The following is a 17,682-nucleotide window of genomic DNA, read 5'->3' on the forward strand; positions in this document are numbered from 1 at the left end:
AGCCGGCGCTGACAGCCCTCATCGGCCAGATGCGCCTCGCCCGAAGGGGCCCGTATCACTATAATTGCGTATCGGTTTTTCGAATTAAGGTGACGGTTACCTATGAAGTTTGTTGATGAAGTCCAGATTCGAGTCGATGCCGGTGACGGTGGTAACGGTTGTGTGAGCTTCCGCCGCGAGAAGTACATCCCGAACGGCGGCCCGGACGGCGGTGACGGCGGTGATGGTGGCGACGTGTATCTGGTGGCCGATGAAAACCTGAACACCCTGATCGACTACCGTTTCGAGCGCTTCCACGCCGCCGAGCGTGGCGAGAACGGTCAGAGTGCCAACTGTACCGGTCGTCGCGGCAAGGACAAGATCCTGCGAGTACCGGTCGGCACCCGCGCCACCGATGAAGACACCGGCGAACTGCTGGGGGATTTGACCAGTCACGATCAGAAGCTGCTGGTTGCCAAGGGCGGCTTCCACGGCCTTGGCAACACCCGCTTCAAGAGCTCGGTCAACCGGGCGCCGCGCCAGAAGAGCAACGGCACCCCGGGTGAAGTGCGTACCCTGAGGCTGGAGCTGCTGCTGCTGGCGGATGTCGGCATGCTGGGTCTGCCCAACGCAGGCAAGTCCACCTTCATTCGCGCCGTTTCTGCGGCCCGTCCGAAAGTGGCAGACTACCCCTTCACCACCCTGGTACCGAACCTGGGTGTGGTACGTGGCGAGAACTCCCGCTCCTTCGTCATTGCAGACATTCCCGGCCTCATCGAAGGGGCTGCTGAGGGTGCAGGCCTGGGGATCCGCTTCCTCAAGCACCTGGAGCGTTGCCGCGTCCTGATCCACCTGGTGGACATCTGCCCGGTGGATGGCTCCGATCCTGCCGAGAACGCTGTGACCATCGTCCGGGAGCTGGAAAAATACAGCCCCGAGCTTGCGGGCAAGCCGCGCTGGCTGGTGTTCAACAAGATGGACCTGATCCTGGAAGAAGAGGCTCAGGAAGTGATGGACAGAGTCAAGGCAGCCCTCAACCACGAAGGTCCGGTCTACGCCATCACCGCCATCAGCAAGGAAGGCACCAAGAAGGTGTGCTACGACATCCTGGATCTGCTGGATACCATGCCTCGTCAGTTGGCGGAAGATGCCAGAGACGCCATCGAGAAGGTGGAGTTCAAGTGGGATGACTATCACAAGAACCAGCTGGCCAAGGCGGAAGCCGATGCCCTGGCGGCGTCCAAGGCCTTCGATGATGGCCTGGACGATGACGACTGGGACGATGAGGACGACGACGGCGTCGAAGTCATTTACGTTCGCGATTGAGCATCATGTTCGTGATAAGACCGGAGCCAGACAGGCTCCGGTTTTTTTTATGGGAGGATCGACGGGATCACCCTATAGATATATTTTTCATGTCTCTTATTGCCTGACAGTGGCTGCGGATTATACTGCGCACCTGAATGTAACCTGCATGAAACATTATGCTAACCATTCAAATTGAATCGATATGCATGACTGTTTTGGTTTGTTCTTATGGATGGTTCGCCTGATAAAATATTTATGCTTGAAATGATCAATTAACGGCTTGTTTGTGCAGTTTTTTGGGTTATTCTTGCGCCCGTTTTCCGGGCGAGGGCATGAGTATGCAGGCGGCCCGGCTGAAGGAAAAGTCACATTTAAGGCTGTTTATATGTTGGAAAAGACCCTGGAAGCACCGGCAATCCGTACTCGCCGCAACGTGCTGATGTTTTTGATCCCGTCACTGATCGGGATACTGCTGTTCATGACCCCGGTCATCTATGACGGCAATGTCACCATTCCCGTCGCCGTGCTGGCGAAACTGGTTCAAACGGTGTTTGCCGATCATCTGGTGGCCATGGTCAGCGCCATCATCACCACCACCATGCTGATGACCCTGATCGCCTGGCTGTTCAAACCGGCGATCCTGGTAAAACGCCCCTTCCTCAACAGCCTGTTCAACGTCTCCCCCTTCTGGGCGTGCGTGCGGGTGCTGGGCGGGGTCTTCGTGCTGTTGACCTTCTTTGAAGCCGGTCCCGAGGTGCTGCGCTCAGGGGCGACCGGCGGCCTGGTGCTGCACGATCTGCTGCCGGTACTGTTCTCCGTCTTCATCTTTGCGGGCCTGCTGCTGCCCTTGCTGCTGGATTTTGGTCTGCTGGAGTTTGTCGGTACCATGATGACCCGCATCATGCGTCCGGTGTTCCGTCTGCCGGGTCGTTCTGCGGTGGACTGCTTCGCCTCCTGGCTCGGTGATGGCAGCGTCGGGATCCTGCTGACCAGCAAGCAGTATGAAGGCAAGTTCTACACCCAGCGGGAAGCGGCCGTCATCGGTACCACCTTCTCCGCCGTCTCCATCACCTTCTGTCTGGTGGTGATCTCCCAGGTGAAGCTGGAGCATATGTTCGTCCCCTTCTACCTGACCGTCTGCCTGGCCGGTGTGGTGGCCGCCATCGTGGTACCGCGCCTGCCGCCGCTCTCCTGGAAGAAGGATGTCTACAGCGACGGTACTCCCCTGTGCCGCAAGCAGGAGGCCATCCCCCATCAGCACAGCGTACTGAGCTACGGCTACCATCGTGCCCTGACCAAGGCCGACAGCATGACGGATCTCGGCGCTGTGGCGCGTGAAGGGGTGAAAAACGCCCTGGACATGGTATTTGGCGTGCTGCCGGTGGTGATGGCCGTCGGGACCTGTGCCCTGATGCTGGCGGAGCACACCCCGGTGTTCAACTGGCTGGGGGCGCCCTTCGTGCCTTTGCTCGAGCTGCTGCAACTGCCGGAGGCGGAAGCTGCTTCCAAGACCATCATGGTGGGCTTCGCCGACATGTTCATCCCGGCGGTGCTGGCCTCCACCATCGAGAGCGACATCACCCGCTTCGTGATCGCCGCCATGTCGGTCACCCAGCTCATCTACATGTCGGAAGTGGGCGCTCTGTTGCTGGGCAGCAAGATCCCGGTCAAGTTGTGGGAGCTGTTCGTCATCTTCCTGCTGCGCACCCTGGTCACCCTGCCGGTGATTGCCGGTGTGGCGCACCTGCTGTTCTAAGGGGCGAAGTGGAACGAAAAACGGTCAACCCGGGTTGACCGTTTTTTTATGGGCGAGTGCTGGCGGAAGGTCAGTGTGATCCTGCCAGCAGGGCCTGGCATTCGACCTCGTCCAGCTGCTCGGGGGCGAGGAAGCGTCTGGCGTAGTCCCGCCAGATGCCGCTCTCGATGAAGAGGGCAAACAGGGCCGGGTCTATGTGCTGTTCCTGCACCATCTTCACCATGATGGTCAGGGACTGGGAGACCGTTTTGCCAGACTTGTAGGGGCGATCGCTCGCCGTCAGCGCCTCGAAGATGTCTGCAATGGCCATGATGCGGGCGGGAATGCTCATCTGCCCCCCTTGCAACTGGCGCGGATAGCCCGTGCCGTCCATCCGCTCGTGATGGCCCCCCGCAATCTCCGGCACCTTGCGCAAATGGCGGGGGAAGGGGAGCTTCTCCAGCATGCGTATGGTCTGGATGATGTGATCGTTGATCTTGTAGCGCTCCTCTTCGGTGAGGGTGCCACGGCCGATGGCGAGGTTGTAGCGCTCCCCCCGGTTGTAGAGGTGGGTGGGCACCCGCACCTTGAAGCCCCATGGGTTGTGTCGGGCGAGATTGTCGTGCTCGGGGCGAGGGATGAGATGGACCGCCTTGTCGGCGAGCAGCGACTCTCGGCAGGGGAGGGGAGAGGGGGCCTCCTGGTGGCGCTTGCGTTCCTCCTGACTGATACCGAGCCGATCGTCCAGAGTGCGCAACCAGGTGCGGCTGGCAATGGCATCCAGCCTGGCGAGTTTCTCCGGCGCCATCCACTCGCCCCCCAGATTGCACTCGGCCACGAAGGCAAACTCCTGATCCAGGGTGTGCCAGAGGGGGAGCAGGGCCTCGAGGGCGGCCTGCTGCCCGGATGGGGGCAGCAGGGCGCAGAGTGCCTCGATGTGGGCATCCCGCTTGAGCACCTCGAAGCGGGTGCGGATCTCGTGGATCCTGTCGTAAATGGTCTCGAGTTTGGTCGCCTTGTCCACCACGAACTCCGGGGTGGTGACCTTGCCGCAGTCGTGCAGCCAGCTCGCGATATGGATGGCCTCCCACTCCTCTTCGTTGAGCCGGAAATCGGCAAAGGGCCCCGTCTGCTGTGAGCAGGCTGCCTGGGTCAGCATCCTGGCCAGTTCCGGCACCCGCTGGCAGTGGCCGCCGGTGTAGGGGCTCTTGGCATCGATGGCACCGGCGATGAGCTCGATGAAGGCTTCCAGCAGTTGCTTCTGCTCCTCCAGCAGGCGCTGGTTTTCGATGGCGGAGGAGGAGGTGCCCGCTAGTGCCTCGATGAGGCTGATGCGCGAGGCCAGTTCGCGGGCCGAGCAGTCTGGCAGGATCAGCAGCAGGCAGCCGATCAGCTCCTGACGGTGGTTGTGAAGGGGCTCGACCAGCAGTTGGCAGGCACCGGGGAAGGGGCCCCAGTCGGTGAGGTAGCGGGCCCACTGTGCCTCGTCGAGGGGCAGGCTGAGGCGATCCGTGTGGTAGAGTCCGCCGAGCAGCGCCGCCTGCCACTGTACCTGTTCGCACGCCAGCGGCTGCCCCTGCCAGATGGCATGAACGGCCTGCATCTCGCTCTCCTGGGCCAGGAAGAGGCAGCCGCCCTCGGCCTGGGCAGCCGCCACCGTCTCGTGCAGGATGCGGCTGAGCAATGAATCGAAGCGATGCTCTGCCGCCAGTGCCCGGCCCATGTTCATGAAATTGCCGAGGGTCAGGCGCATGCTGGACATGGCGCGGGCGAGGTCGTCAATTTCGCGGATTGCCGAATCCGGCCCCGGGCTTTCGCCAAAGTCGAAGTGCTGGATCCGCTCAGCCTCCCCGGTCAATACCAGCAAGGGGGCGGCAGTGCGCCGGGCAGCCAGCCAGATGACGGGCAGCAGGAGCAGCAGACCGGCAAGGGCCCAGGCGAGATTGTGCAGCGCATCCTGGCGCGCCGGGGCGGTGAGCACCTCGGTGGGCACCAGGAGGGCGAGATAAAACGGGGACTCTTCCCCGAGGGAGGAGAGATTGACCAGCCACTCCTGACCCTGAACCGTTGCCAGGGTCAGCTCGGCGGGGTGATGCAGCAGGGCAGGCCGCGCGGCCATCTCCTGTTGCAGCCTGGTGAGAATGGGGTGATTGAGGGCCGACAGCATGGGCAGGCGGCTCAGTTGCTCGAAGCTTGGGAGGCGCTCGGGATCCGTGGCCAGCAGGGTCCCGACCTCGTCAAACAGCACCAGCTGGCTGTGACCGGGCAGGGGCAACTCGCCGATGAGGGAAGAGAGCCCCTCCACGCCCGCATCGAGCCCGATCACCGCCCGGCGATCGTCGCTCTCCACCGCCAGTGTCATGCCTGGCTCCCGGGTAGTGAAGAAGAGGTAGGGGTGGGTCACTATGATGCCCGTGCTCCAGCGCGCCTCCTTGTACCAGCCCCGATCTCGAGGATCGAAACGGTAGTCCGGCATGGGGCGCCGCTCCAGCAGCCGCAGCCGCTGGTCGAAATAGAGGAACTTTCCCTGTCCCTGATGCAGGCTCTGGACCAGCAGGCGGCTCTCGGGCGGAGGCGCCTCCAGCACCCCTCTCGCCCGTTCGGTCAGCTTGCGTACCAGAAAGAAATCGCCGTCCTCGTAACCGGCATAGATGGCACCGTAACTGGTACTGTTGGCCAGCACTTCCGCCAGCTGGGGCAGGAAGGCTAGCCGCGTCTCGAGGTCTGTCATGGCGGACAGCTGGCCGCTGCGCAGCAGATTCAGGGACATGCGGGCCGGTCGCTGGTTCAGCTTGATGGCGAGGGCAAGCTGCTCCCGGTATTGCTGGAAGCTCTGACGTTCGTGCTCCAGCCCCTGCTGCATGCCCTGCTGGAACTGCAGCACGATGAGGGCGCCCCCCAGCAAGGAGAAGAGCAGGATGAAAAGGGTGGCAATGTGTACGTAAAAGGGTCTGCGACTGAGACTTGCGTTTGTCATGGACGGATCCTTGTCCCCTGGCGATCGCCGTATTGGTCACCTAACAGTGTGCTTGCTGGATGACAAAAAGCCTAGGACTCGATCTTGCGCTCTTCGGCCCCAAATCAACAGCCAGCCTTCGCGCTGCGCCCTTGCCCTGTGGTGAGATGATTCGTTCAGATATCTCGTGCTACATTGCTCCCCTGATAAACGCCCTGTGAACCAATGGAGTGTCCCATGTCTGTCGTCCCCTATTCCGTGCTGGATCTGGTGCCCGTTCCCGAAGGTGGCCTGCCGTCCGAGTCGTTTCGCCACTCGCTGGATCTGGCTCGCCATGCGGAGCGCTGGGGTTACCACCGCTACTGGCTGGCGGAGCACCACAACATGCCGGGCATTGCCAGCGCCGCCACAGCGGTGCTGATTGGCCACCTGGCCGGGGGCACCACGACGTTGCGGCTCGGGGCTGGCGGCATCATGTTGCCGAACCACTCCCCCCTGGTCATTGCGGAGCAGTTCGGTACGCTGAGTTCCCTCTATCCGGATCGCATCGATCTCGGCCTGGGCCGCGCCCCTGGCAGCGATCAGCGCACCATGCACGCGCTGCGCCGCCAGCGCAGCGGCGAGGTGGATGATTTCCCGGCGGATGTACGCGAACTGATGAGTTATTTTGGCGACGAGGTCGGTGCCGTGCAGGCGGTGCCGGGTCAGGGACTCCATGTGCCCATCTGGCTGCTGGGCTCCAGCCTCTACAGTGCCCAACTGGCTGCGGCCATGGGGTTGCCGTTCGGCTTTGCTTCCCACTTCGCTCCCGCCATGTTGCTGCAGGCGCTGGAGATCTACCGTACCCAATACCGTCCCTCTGCCCGCTGGCCAAAACCCCATGCGGTGGTGTGCGTCAATCTGATCGCCGCCGACACCGACCGTGAGGCCCGCTTCCTGTTCACCACCCTGCAGCAGCAGTTCCTGCGTCTCTACCGGGGGGATGCCGGCAAGCTGCCACTGCCGGTGCAGACGCTGGGGGATGAGTGGTCTCCCCGCGAATTGATGGCGATGGAGCAGACTCTGGCTCGCTCCCTGGTGGGGGAGCCGGATCGGGTACGCCACGGCCTCAAGGCTCTGCTGGCAGAGACCGGAGCGGACGAGTTGATGTTCAACGGCCCCATCGTCGATCATCAGGCGCGCCTGCGCTCCTTCGAGATTGGTGCCGAGCTGATGCAGGGGTTGTAACCCCCCGCGACGCCTGGCCGCCAGCGGCACGCCAAGCCTGGCTGCTCGGGGTGCAAAAGCCACGATTGCGTGGTGGTAAGTTTATGATTTTTAAAGGAAGTCAGGTGAGTGTCGGCCATCTGTCGTGTCCCCTCTCATCCCCTTTCCCTATGCTGGCCCTGTCAATCACCACAAGGAGCGCAAGATGATCGTCAGGAAGTTGAGATTGCAACGGGGATGGTCCCAGGAACAGCTGGCGACCCTCACTGGCCTGAGCGTTCGCACCATTCAGCGAATAGAGCAGGGCCAGCAACCTGGACTGGAATCCCTCAAGGCCCTGGCCGCCGTCTTCGAGCTCGATGTGACCCAACTGCAGGAGAGCGAGATGAAAGGGAATGAGGGCGAAGATCGGGGACGCGTGCAGGTGGCGCGGGATGAGCGGGAGGCGATGAAGTTCGTGGAGGGGCTCAGGGGCTTCTACGGCCACCTCATGAGCTATGTGCTGGTGATAGGGGGGCTGTTTGTCATCAACTACCTGAGCAACCCGGATTATATCTGGGCCTGGTGGCCCATGCTGGGCTGGGGGTTGGGATTGGCTTCTCACGCCATCAACCTGTTCCAGCCCTTCAAGCTGTTTGGCCCGGAATGGGAGCGGCGCCAGGTCGAGAAACGGCTGGGGCGCAGGCTCTGATCCGCTCATCATGAAAAAACGGGCCCGGCATTGCCGGGCCCGTTCTGTTTTCAGCTCCATTTCGCAGGAGAGGGCATTGCTCTCCTCTCAACGGCGGATCATTCCCTTGTTCCGCAAAGAGCCGCTCTACTTGGCATAGGCCGGGCAGGGGGTGGCGATCAGGGCGTCGTCCTCGTAGCGCCACAGGGTGAGGCTGTTGCCCCAGACGCACCCGGTGTCGAGTCCCTTGATATCGGATTTGCCGGTGTTGCCCATCAGGGCCGCCCAGTGGCCGAAGACCAGGATGGGGTCATCCACATGGTGCTCGCGCTGCTCGAACCAGGGGCGCAGGCCCGGGGGCGATTCGGTGGGGCCCTTCTTGCATTTGAAGTCGAGGCGCCCGTCGAAGTAGCAAAAGCGCATCCGGGTGAAGCTGTTGATGATGTAGCGGTAACGCTCTATGCCCAGCAGGTTGTCGTTCCAGCTGTCGGGCTGATCGCCATACATGTTGTGCAGCAGCCAGCTGTACTGATCCCCGCGCAGCAGGCTCTCCACCTCCCGGGCACAACTGCGGGCGGTGTGGGCGTCCCAGGCGGGGGAGAGGCCCGCATGCACCATCATGATGGGCAGGTCGGGGTGTTCTGCCAGCAGGGGACGGTGACGCAGCCACTCCAGCAGCTCGTCCCGATCCGGCGCCTCCATCAGCGCCTGCAGCTTGTCTTTCTTCTTGAGCGGGGCGACTCCGTGGGCCACCGCCAGCAGGTGCAGGTCGTGGTTGCCGAGCACGGTGACGGCCTGCTGCCCCAGTGATTTGACGAAACGCAGGGTGTTGAGGGAGTCCGGCCCCCGGGCGACGAGATCGCCGCACAGCCAGAGCGTGTCGTTATCGAAGTCGAACTCGGCAAGATCCAGCAGACGGCGCAAATCGTCGTAGCAGCCCTGGATATCACCGACGAAACAGTTCGCCATGAAACCTCAGTTGATTATGTTGGGGACGGCCAGCGTGAAGGGGGCGATGGGGGCTTCGAATTGTTGCCCCGATTCATCCTGCAGGATGTAGCTGCCTTCCATCACGCCAAGCGGTGTGGCGAGGGGAACGCCACTCTGGTAGGAAAAGGTCTCGCCGGGGGCGATCAGGGGTTGTTCACCGACCACGCCGGGACCTTCCACTTCCAGCATCTTGCCATTGGCATCCGTAATGAGCCAGCGTCGATGCAGCAGTTGCACCGTGCCCGGACCCAGGTTCTCAATCTCGATGCGATAGAGAAAATGGTAGGGATCTGCGGTTCCCGCCACATAGCTGGGGTGGGGGCGGACCACTATCCGGGCTTGGGTCATGGGATCAGGCCTGTTGCTGGTCGGCCAGCCAGTTGGCGATCGTGACGAACTGCTCGAGGGAGAGATTCTCCGGGCGCAGGTTGCCATCGATGCCAAGCTCGGTCAGCTGGGCGTCGGTGATGAAGTTGGAGAAGCTGTTGCGAATGGTCTTGCGACGCTGGCCGAAGCCTTCGGTGCAGACCCGGTTCAGGCAACGAATGTCTTTCGCGACGATAGTCGGGTTCTTGTGCGGGATCAGACGCACCACGGCGGAATCCACCTTCGGCGCCGGCTTGAAGGCGCCCGGGCCCACTTCCAGCACCGGCACTACCTGACAGTAGTACTGGGTCATCACGCTCAGACGGCCATAGGCCTTGCTGCCCGGGCCGGCGGCCAGACGCAGCACCACTTCCTTTTGCAGCATGAAGTGCATGTCCTCCACCCGGTCGGCAAATTCGCACAGGTGGAAGATGAGGGGGGTGGAGATGTTGTAGGGCAGGTTGCCGAAGATGCGCAGCGGCCCCTTGCCTTCCCCCATCAGGGTACTGAAGTCAAAGCGCATGGCATCGGCTTCGATGACGGTCAGCTTCTCCTTGAGGGTCGGGTGTTCGCGCAGACGTGCGGCAAGATCCCGGTCCAGCTCGACCACGGTCATCTTGTCCATCTGGGCGGCGACCGGCTCGGTGAGCGCAGCCAGACCCGGGCCTATCTCCACCAGATTCTGACCCGGTTGCGGGTTGATGGCGGCCACTATCTGGTCGATCACATACCGGTCGTGCAAGAAGTTCTGACCGAAACGCTTACGGGCCGTGTGGCCCATGTGCACCTTACTGCTCATATCTTTTTTTCTCTACCATCTGGATGGCGTGGTTGATCGCGGTGGTGAGGCTGCCGGGGTCTGCCAGGTTCTTGCCTGCCAGATCCAGCGCTGTGCCGTGGTCCACCGAGGTACGGATGAAGGGAAGTCCGAGGGTGATGTTGACCGAGTTGCCAAAGCCCTTGTACTTGAGCACGGGCAGCCCCTGATCGTGGTACATGGCGAGTACCGCATCCGCATCCTTGAGGTATTTGTCCTGGAACAGGGTATCGGCTGGCAGCGGGCCGACCAGATCGATCCCTTCCTGGCGCAGGGCGGCCAGGGCGGGTTCGATGACATCGATCTCTTCACGGCCCAGATGACCCCCTTCCCCGGCATGGGGATTGAGGCCGCAGACATAGATCCGGGGGTGTTCGATGCCGAACTTGCGCTTGAGATCCGCATCCAGGATGCGGATCACCTTGCCAAGGCGATCCTCGGTGATGGCCTTGGCAACATAGGCAAGGGGAATATGGGTGGTCGCGAGGGCCACTCTCAGCCCTTCGGTGGCCAGCAGCATCACCACATCGGCGGTGTCGGACTGCTGGGCGAAGAACTCGGTGTGACCGCTGAACGAGACGCCCGCCTGGTTGATGATCCCCTTGTGCACAGGCCCGGTTACCACGGCGGCGAATTCGCCGCTCAGGTTGCCGTCGCAGGCGCGCTGCAAGGTAGCCAGCACATAGGCGCCGTTGCCCTCATCCAGCTTGCCTGGCACCACGGGGGCGCCGAGCGGCACGGGGCAGACGGTCAGAGTCCCCGCCCGCTGCGGACGGGTGGGGGCGCTTTCGTCATAGGGTTCAAGCTCGACGGACAGCCCTAGCAGGGCGGCCCGTTCGCGCAACAGGGCGGGATCGGCAATCACCACCAGCTGATGGGGCCAGGCCCGCTGGGCAATCTGCAGGACCAGATCCGGACCGATCCCGGCCGGTTCACCCGGGGTGATGGCAAGCCGGTGGCAGCTCAGCTGTGCCTCGGCGTGCCCTGGATGCGCCTTGTTCATCTGCTTGTCGCCCATCAATTGGGTTCGATCTGGATGTAGGCTTCGTCGCGCAGCTCATCCAGCCAGGCCTGGGACTCTTCGGTGAAGCGGCGGTTGAAGATAAGCTGATAGGCGCGCTGCTCCTGGGCCTTGCCGGTGGCGTCCTGGCTGCGGCGATCTTCCAGTTGCACTATGTGCCAGCCGTGGCTGGTGCGGAAGGGTTCGCTGATCTGGCCCGGTTGCAGGCGGTTGACCATGTCGCGGAACTCCGGCACATAGACGTTGGGATCGGACCAGCCCAGCTCGCCACCCTGCACCGCAGAGCCCGGGTCTTCGGAGTACTTCTCCGCCATGCTGGCGAAGCTCGCCTTGCCGCTCTTGATGTCGTGCAGGATGCCGTCCAGGGTGCCCTTGGCCTTCTCCTCGCTCAGGATGATGGAGGGCTTGATCAGGATGTGGCGCGCCTTGACCTCGGTCTGCATGACCTGTTGCTGACCCTTGGTGTCGAAGATCTTGATGATGTGCAGACCGGCGCCGGAGCGCAGCGGGCCGACGATGTCACCCTTGCCGGCCCCTTGCACGGCTTCCGCCATCAGGGTGGGCATCTCCTGCTGGCTCAACCAGCCCCAGTCACCCCCTTCCAGCGCCTTGGGACCGTTACTCTCGGCAATGGCCAGCTTGCGGAAGTCGGCCCCCTCTTTCAGGGACGCCAGAATGCGCTCGATCTTGGCCTTGGCTGCGTTGAGCTGCTCGGCATTCGGGTTGTCCGGCAGCGCGACCTGGATATGGCCGATATGATATGACGTCTGCTGCTGGCCCTGTTTGCTCAGGGCCTCGACCACCTGCTTGACCTCCTGATCGGAGATGTTGATGCGACGGCGGACCTGGCTGCGGCGCACCTCGTTCATCAGGATCTCGCGGCGCACCTCTTCCCGGTACTGGGCGTAGGTCAGGCCTTCCCGCTCCAGTTGGGCGCGCAGTTGCTCCAGGTTCATCTTGTTGTCGGCGGCGATGCTCTGAATGGCCTGTTCCAGCTGGGTGTCACTGATCTTGAGCCCCTGGCGCTCCGCCAGTTGCAGTTGCAGGCTCTCCTGGATCAGGCGATCCAGTGCCTGCTTGCGCAGGGTGACGTCATCGGGCAGGGACTGGCCGCTCTCCTGGGCAGAGGCCTTGACCTTTTGCACCAGGGCCTCCTGCTGACTGGCCAGCACCACATCCTTGTTGACCACGGCCAGCACCTTGTCCATCAGCTCGGGGGCGGCGAGGGCTCCCTGGCTCATGACTCCGAACAGGCCTGCGGTCAGCAGGGAAATCAACGTCTTCTTCATATCCATCTCTCAAGGCGTTTGCCAGACCGGTTACTGGTCTCGCAGGTTAAACGGACGAATGTAAGGCAGTGCTTCGGTGTCCAGGGAAGTGCCCTTGGAGCCGGTACCCACGCTACCCAATCCTTTCATTTCAAATTGAATGCCGAAACTGCGCTCGGCAGTGGATGTATTGTTCACGTTATCTGGCGTGTTGACCCATTCCAGGTTGAAGTTGATGCTCCAGCAGCAGGAGTCGTATTTCAGACCCACCTTGCGGTCCACTTTGACGTTCTGGTTGAGCTCCTGATAGTAGCCGCCATAAAGGTGCCAGCGATCGTCCAGCGGGGTGGTCAGCAGCAGGCCGATCTGGTTGAGATCCGTCACCTGGCCCTTGTGGTCGAGGTCGTAGTTGGCATCCCGCACGAAGCGGTGGTTCAATTGGCTGATCAACTTCTCGTGACGGTACTCCAGGGCGCTGTTGGCAGAGCTTATCTGGCGCTGTTCCATATCATATTGTGCCCCCGCATGGGCATACCACTGCTCGTTGATCTTGGCGTCCCCCTCGAACGACAGCGGGGAGCGGGTATTGGTGCTCAGCTCATCGCTGCTGTAAAGCTTGACCCTGGGCGCAACGAAGTCGAAGGCTTGGGCAACGGCCAACCGGATTCGTTCATCCCCGGCCGTATCATAAATGCGGGTGGTGACCCCCAAGGAGAGCCGGTTGGAGTCGCTGATGCGGTCCAGACCGGCGAAGCGGCGATCGCTGAAGAGGCTGTAGTAGTCCTGGCGCATGGTGGTGGAGTCATAGACACCGATGTTGTCCTGATCCTTGTAGGGCACATAGAGGTACTGGAATTCAGGTTCCAGGGTCTGGCTGGCTCCCTCACCAAACCACTGCTGATCCCGCTCGAAGGTCATGCCGCCCTTGAGACGGAACGAGGGCAGTACCCGGGTGATGGCCCCCTCTTCCAGAGTGACATTTTCTTGTTTCCCGGTTCCGGTATTGATGCCTTTTGACGTTGGATCAAATTTGTCACGGAATGCCTGGCTCATGTTGTCCGGTACCGTCTGGTCGTAACGGGTGTACATCAGCTTGTATTGGCTGTCGAGGAAGTAGCCCGCCTCGTCAACGAGGGGGATGGTCAGGGTGGGGGCCGTGTAGACCCGGGTGCCGGTATAGGCTTCCCCCTTGTTCTGCTCGATGGCCTGATCGTTGTTGTAGCCGAAGTTGGTCAGCTCGGTATTCCAGGCCAGATCGTACCAGCTGCCCTGCTGGTAGTAGTTGTGGTTGATGCGCGGCATCAGCTCGTGGGGCTGCTGGGCGCTGGCCAGCAGGATCTGGTAGGTCCGTACCTCGGCATCGAGGTTCCAGTTCTGCTGGTAGTAACCTGCCTTCAGGGATTGCTGCAACTGGTTGTCGACTTGGGTCCCCACCTTGGGGGTAAAGTCGTTGAAGTAGTTGTAGTCCTGGTCCCGTACCTTGGTGTAGTCCACCGACACCCGCATGGCGTTGTCCAGGAACATGGAGGTGTGGCGGGCACTGAGCAGGTAGCGGTGACCGTCAGAGAGATGCTGATTGAGGCTGGCCGTCTCGTCGTACTGCTTGTCGTCTGCCAGGTTCTCGAAGTAGAGGCTCCCCACGTGGGCCGGGTCCGGCATGTAGCGGAACTCGACCTGTTCCATCAGGCCCCGTCTGTCCATGAAGCGGGAGGTGATGGTGGCATCGTAGTTGGGGGCGATGTTCCAGTAGAACGGCTGGGTGATGTCCATGCCGTTCTTGGAGCTTTGGGTATAGCCCGGGTAGAGCAGACCGGTCTTGCGCTCATCCTTGATGGGGAAGTTGATATAGGGGAAGTAGAAGACCGGATAGTCATAGAGCCAGAGGCTGGCGTTCCAGGCCTCCCCGAATACCTCGGACTGATCGATGTCGATGCTGCCGGCCTTCAGGGTCCAGGCCTCCTGGCCCGGTGGGCAGGTGGTGTACTGGGCCCCTTCCAGAGTGATGTTCTGGTTGTTGTTGGTCATGGTCACCTTTTCGGCGAAGCCGCGCACCGGTGAGCCATGGACCTGATATTTGCCCTCTTCCAGTTCGGAGTTCTTGGTGTCCAGGTTGGATTTCAGGGTCTTGTCGCTGGTGACCGTGATCTGGCCATCGTTGTAATAGATGTTGCCGATGGCGATGACATCCCGGCTCTTCTGGTCGAGCTGGGCATAGTCGGAGTCGAACTTGCGCACGCCCTGGCGCACCTTGACGTCACCCTCGTAGACGGCGGTACCGCCCTGCTTGGCCTCCAGGCGATCGGCATCCACCTCGACGGGTTGGGCATTGGCGTCCTGGCCCGCAGTGGGCTTCTCTATCTTGGGGACATAGTCATAGCAGAGGCTGTCGAGGATCCCGGTAGCGGGTGGCGCATTGAGTGGCGCTGCCTGGGCCATGAGCGGGCTCAGGGCAGGAACAAGGCTGATGGTCAGGGCGATGGGACAGGAGTATCCCAGTGTCCATTTTGTCATGTGAAAGGCTCGCGCAATCCGTAGTAAAAACGGTGGATTCAGGGCATGCATTTTATGTCAGGATCCATCGAGTTGACATTGCATGTCATTGCTTTATGTTAGCCGGCAATGATAAAGCATTATTGCGGCCAGGGCTAACAGCCAAGTGCTGCTTTCCAATTTGGTTCCCGACTCATGCACGATCGCGCTTCCCTGCTTTTGCAATGGGCTCGCCGGATTTCCGGTGACGCCAACCTCTCGTTGACGCTTATTTCCGGTGACGCCAGTTTCCGCCGCTACTTCCGGGGCGGCGGTCTGGTGTGGGTGGATGCTAATCCGAAAACCGAAAAAAATCATGAATTCGTTCGCAATGCAGCCGCCCTGCACGATACGGGGCTGCTGGCCCCCGAGGTAAAGGGGGTCGACTACGAGCAGGGATTGCTGGCGGTGACGGACCTGGGGGATACCCAACTTATCGGCTGCCTGAACGAAGCGAGCGTACTGGCCTGGTATGGCAAGGCCATCGCCCTGCTGCCAAGGCTCGGCACCGTGGCGCTCGAGCTCGAGCCCTTCGATGAGGCCTTCATGGCCCGCGAAAATGCCATCTTCCCCGAGTGGTTGCTGGGACATCACCTGCAACTGACCCTGAGCGATGAAGAGCAGCAGTTGCTGGCGGAGACCTTCGCCTGCCTCACTGCGAGCAACCAGGCCCAGCCACAAGGAGTGATGCACCGGGACTTCCACAGCCGCAACCTGATGGTGTGCGGCGGGATGAACCCGAAGGAGAGCGACCTCGCCCTTATCGACTTCCAGGACATGGTCATCGGGCCGCTGAGCTATGACCTGGTCTCCCTGCTCAAAGATTGCTACGTGCGCTGGCCGGACGCGGTGATCGAGCAGGGCATGCGACTTGGCTTCGACACCCTGCAAGGGGCCGGCCTGCTCGGCAATCTGGACTATGCCGCGTTTCGTCGCGCAGCCGATCTCACCGGCATGCAGCGCCATCTCAAGGCGGCGGGTCTCTTCACCCGCCTCTATCACCGCGATGGCAAGGCCGGCTACCTCAAGGACATTCCCCGCACCCTGGGCTATGTGGTCGATGTCTGTCGCAGCCATGGCGCCGCCTATCCGGTGCTGGCCCGCTTCGGCCAGTGGCTGGAGCAGGTGGTGCTGCCCGGATTGGCGCGCACCGGGGTGACACCATGAAGGCGATGATCCTGGCCGCCGGGCGCGGCGAGCGGATGCGTCCGCTCACCGATCTGCTGCCCAAGCCGCTGCTGGCGGCGGGGGGCAAGCCCCTCATCGTGCACCATATCGAAAAACTCAAGGCAGCCGGCGTGACCACACTTGTCATCAACCACGCCTGGCTCGGACACAAGCTGGTGGCGGCCCTCGGCGATGGCAGTGCGCTCGGGGTATCCATCCACTGGTCGGCCGAAGAGAGCGCGCTCGAGACCGCCGGCGGCATAGTGCAGGCGCTGCCGCTGCTCGGCAGCGACCCCTTCCTGGTGATCAACGGCGATACCTGGCTCGATCTCGACTATGCCGCGCTGGTGGCGCGGCCACTGGGGGATGATCTCGCCCACCTCTGGCTGGTGCCCAATCCACCCCAGCACCCGCAGGGGGACTTCTCCTTGCAAGGGGGGAGAGTGCTGGACGCACCTGCCCTCACCTTCAGCGGCGTGGGCCTCTACCACCCCTCTGCCTTTGCCGGCCTCCCCTCTGGCGCCCGCAAGCTGGCGCCCCTGTTGCGGGAATGGATGGCGCTGGGCCGGGTCGGCGGCAGCCTGCTCGCCGGCGAGTGGCGCGACATCGGCACCGTCGATCGGCTGCGCGCGCTGGATGAGCAACTGCTTGCCGGCACTCACTAACATCACGAGGTCTTGAACCATGCGTATTTGGGGTAAGGTGCTTGGCGCCTTCTTCGGTTTTCTGCTCGGCAACATCTTCGGAGCCCTGCTCGGCCTCTGGATAGGCCACCGTTTCGATCGGGGCATGGGCATGAGTTTCCGCCGCGCCCCCAGCCAGCAGCAACAGGCGGTCTTCTTCCACGCCACCTTCGCCGTCATGGGCCACATCGCCAAGGCGAGCGGCCAGGTCACGGAGCACGAGATCCGGGTCGCCTCCAACCTGATGGACAGGATGCGCCTCTCTGGCGAGCAGCGGGTGCGGGCCCAGGAGTCCTTCCGTCAGGGCAAGGAGAGCGACTTCCCGCTGCGGGACACCCTGGCGGAGTTTCGCCAGGCGAGCCAGGGGCAGCGGGACATCCTGCGCTTCTTCCTCGAGGTGCAGCTGCAGGCCGCCTTTGCCGATGGCAAGGTGGAGGCCAACGAGCGCGCCATCCTGCAGACCATCGCCGACGAGCTGGGGTTCAGCCGCATCGAGCTGGCACGGATCCTGGCGATGGCCGAGGCCCAGATGAACTTCTTCCATCGCCAGCAACAGCAGGGCAGTGGCCAGGGGCAGCAATACCGCCAGGAGCCCCCCTCCCGGGATCGCCTCAAGGATGCCTATCAGTTGCTCGGGGTGAGCGAGAGCGACAGCGATCAGGAGATCAAGCGTGCCTATCGCAAGGAGATGAGCAAGCATCACCCTGACAAGCTGGCCGCCAAGGGATTGCCCCCCGAGATGATGGAGATGGCCAAAGAGAAGACCCAGGAGATCCAGCAGGCCTGGGAGTGGATCCGCGAGGCCCGCGGCATTCGCTGAGCCCTGAGCCCGCCATAAAAAATGGTTCATCGCGGCTTTCCGGGGAAGGCCGCCTTGATTTTCAGAAAAAAGTATTCTGAGTCCCTAAATCCATATGCCATGCGCTTTATCACTTTGATCTTGTTGTTCACCCCTTCCAGCACACTCGTGTGCATCGGGTAGTTTGC

At 62.0% G+C, this 17,682-nt stretch carries 15 protein-coding genes; 7 read left to right on the top strand and 8 right to left on the bottom strand.

Annotation, left to right across the window (positions count from 1 at the left end):
* Positions 1 to 102 precede the first annotated feature (102 nt).
* Together cgtA and J9892_RS00515 are read left to right on the top strand one after the other, a co-directional pair.
* Positions 103 to 1,305: an Obg family GTPase CgtA gene (gene cgtA, locus J9892_RS00510; protein ID WP_010673200.1), complete on the top strand. Its 1,203-nt coding sequence runs from the start codon at positions 103 to 105 to the stop codon at positions 1,303 to 1,305.
* Positions 1,306 to 1,672: 367 nt separating this feature from the next.
* Entirely contained in the window at positions 1,673 to 3,043 is a 1,371-nt protein-coding gene (locus J9892_RS00515) for a YjiH family protein (RefSeq protein WP_010673201.1), read from the top strand.
* Positions 3,044 to 3,113: 70 nt separating this feature from the next.
* On the opposite strand, the gene J9892_RS00520 is transcribed toward J9892_RS00515, so the two are convergent.
* On the bottom strand, positions 3,114 to 5,999 hold the full coding sequence (locus tag J9892_RS00520) for an HD domain-containing phosphohydrolase (RefSeq protein ID WP_210537831.1): 2,886 nt from the start codon (positions 5,997 to 5,999) through the stop codon (positions 3,114 to 3,116).
* A gap of 216 nt (positions 6,000 to 6,215) precedes the next feature.
* On the opposite strand from J9892_RS00520, the gene J9892_RS00525 reads away from it, so the two are divergent.
* Together J9892_RS00525 and J9892_RS00530 are read left to right on the top strand one after the other, a co-directional pair.
* The gene (locus tag J9892_RS00525; protein WP_103244305.1) at positions 6,216 to 7,205 is read left to right on the top strand and encodes a luciferase-like monooxygenase; all 990 of its coding nucleotides are present in this window, start codon (positions 6,216 to 6,218) and stop codon (positions 7,203 to 7,205) included.
* A 184-nt stretch (positions 7,206 to 7,389) separates the two neighbouring features.
* Positions 7,390 to 7,875: a 2TM domain-containing protein gene (locus J9892_RS00530; protein WP_041211140.1), complete on the top strand. Its 486-nt coding sequence runs from the start codon at positions 7,390 to 7,392 to the stop codon at positions 7,873 to 7,875.
* 126 nt (positions 7,876 to 8,001) lie between these two features.
* On the opposite strand, the gene J9892_RS00535 is transcribed toward J9892_RS00530, so the two are convergent.
* From J9892_RS00535 to lptD, 6 genes are read right to left on the bottom strand one after another with little or no spacing between them, the layout of a single operon-like run.
* Complete coding sequence (locus J9892_RS00535) at positions 8,002 to 8,823, bottom strand: symmetrical bis(5'-nucleosyl)-tetraphosphatase (protein WP_113724987.1); 822 nt, start codon at positions 8,821 to 8,823, stop codon at positions 8,002 to 8,004.
* 6 nt (positions 8,824 to 8,829) lie between these two features.
* Positions 8,830 to 9,192, bottom strand: a complete 363-nt coding sequence (gene apaG / locus J9892_RS00540) for a Co2+/Mg2+ efflux protein ApaG (RefSeq protein ID WP_010673206.1) — start codon at positions 9,190 to 9,192, stop codon at positions 8,830 to 8,832.
* A gap of 4 nt (positions 9,193 to 9,196) precedes the next feature.
* Positions 9,197 to 10,009 carry a 16S rRNA (adenine(1518)-N(6)/adenine(1519)-N(6))-dimethyltransferase RsmA gene (rsmA, locus tag J9892_RS00545; RefSeq protein WP_010673207.1) on the bottom strand — a complete coding sequence of 271 codons (813 nt, stop codon included), beginning with the start codon at positions 10,007 to 10,009 and terminating at the stop codon, positions 9,197 to 9,199.
* The gene (gene pdxA, locus J9892_RS00550; protein WP_080944220.1) at positions 9,999 to 10,994 is read right to left on the bottom strand and encodes a 4-hydroxythreonine-4-phosphate dehydrogenase PdxA; all 996 of its coding nucleotides are present in this window, start codon (positions 10,992 to 10,994) and stop codon (positions 9,999 to 10,001) included. Before pdxA ends, rsmA begins: the two co-directional genes overlap by 11 nt.
* 50 nt (positions 10,995 to 11,044) lie before the next feature.
* Positions 11,045 to 12,337 carry a peptidylprolyl isomerase SurA gene (gene surA, locus J9892_RS00555; protein WP_210537833.1) on the bottom strand — a complete coding sequence of 431 codons (1,293 nt, stop codon included), beginning with the start codon at positions 12,335 to 12,337 and terminating at the stop codon, positions 11,045 to 11,047.
* 30 nt (positions 12,338 to 12,367) lie between these two features.
* Positions 12,368 to 14,827 carry an LPS assembly protein LptD gene (gene lptD, locus J9892_RS00560; protein ID WP_210537835.1) on the bottom strand — a complete coding sequence of 820 codons (2,460 nt, stop codon included), beginning with the start codon at positions 14,825 to 14,827 and terminating at the stop codon, positions 12,368 to 12,370.
* Between the two features lie 174 nt (positions 14,828 to 15,001).
* Here lptD and J9892_RS00565 point away from each other — a divergent pair, with 174 nt between their 5' ends.
* The 3 genes from J9892_RS00565 to djlA are packed head-to-tail and all read left to right on the top strand — an operon-like array spanning position 15,002 to position 17,515.
* Complete coding sequence (locus tag J9892_RS00565; protein WP_043152575.1) at positions 15,002 to 16,012, top strand: phosphotransferase; 1,011 nt, start codon at positions 15,002 to 15,004, stop codon at positions 16,010 to 16,012.
* The gene (murU, locus tag J9892_RS00570; RefSeq protein ID WP_210537837.1) at positions 16,009 to 16,677 is read left to right on the top strand and encodes an N-acetylmuramate alpha-1-phosphate uridylyltransferase MurU; all 669 of its coding nucleotides are present in this window, start codon (positions 16,009 to 16,011) and stop codon (positions 16,675 to 16,677) included. The genes J9892_RS00565 and murU overlap by 4 nt, the downstream gene beginning before the upstream one ends.
* Before the next feature lie 19 nt (positions 16,678 to 16,696).
* The gene (gene djlA / locus J9892_RS00575) at positions 16,697 to 17,515 is read left to right on the top strand and encodes a co-chaperone DjlA (protein WP_210537839.1); all 819 of its coding nucleotides are present in this window, start codon (positions 16,697 to 16,699) and stop codon (positions 17,513 to 17,515) included.
* A gap of 26 nt (positions 17,516 to 17,541) precedes the next feature.
* On the opposite strand, the gene J9892_RS00580 is transcribed toward djlA, so the two are convergent.
* Positions 17,542 to 17,682: transposase (locus tag J9892_RS00580; RefSeq protein ID WP_210537842.1), on the bottom strand; the 141-nt coding region annotated here is incomplete at its 5' end.

Origin of the sequence: Aeromonas sp. Prich7-2 (assembly GCF_017939255.1) — a bacterium.
Taxonomy (GTDB): Bacteria; Pseudomonadota; Gammaproteobacteria; order Enterobacterales; family Aeromonadaceae; genus Aeromonas; species Aeromonas caviae.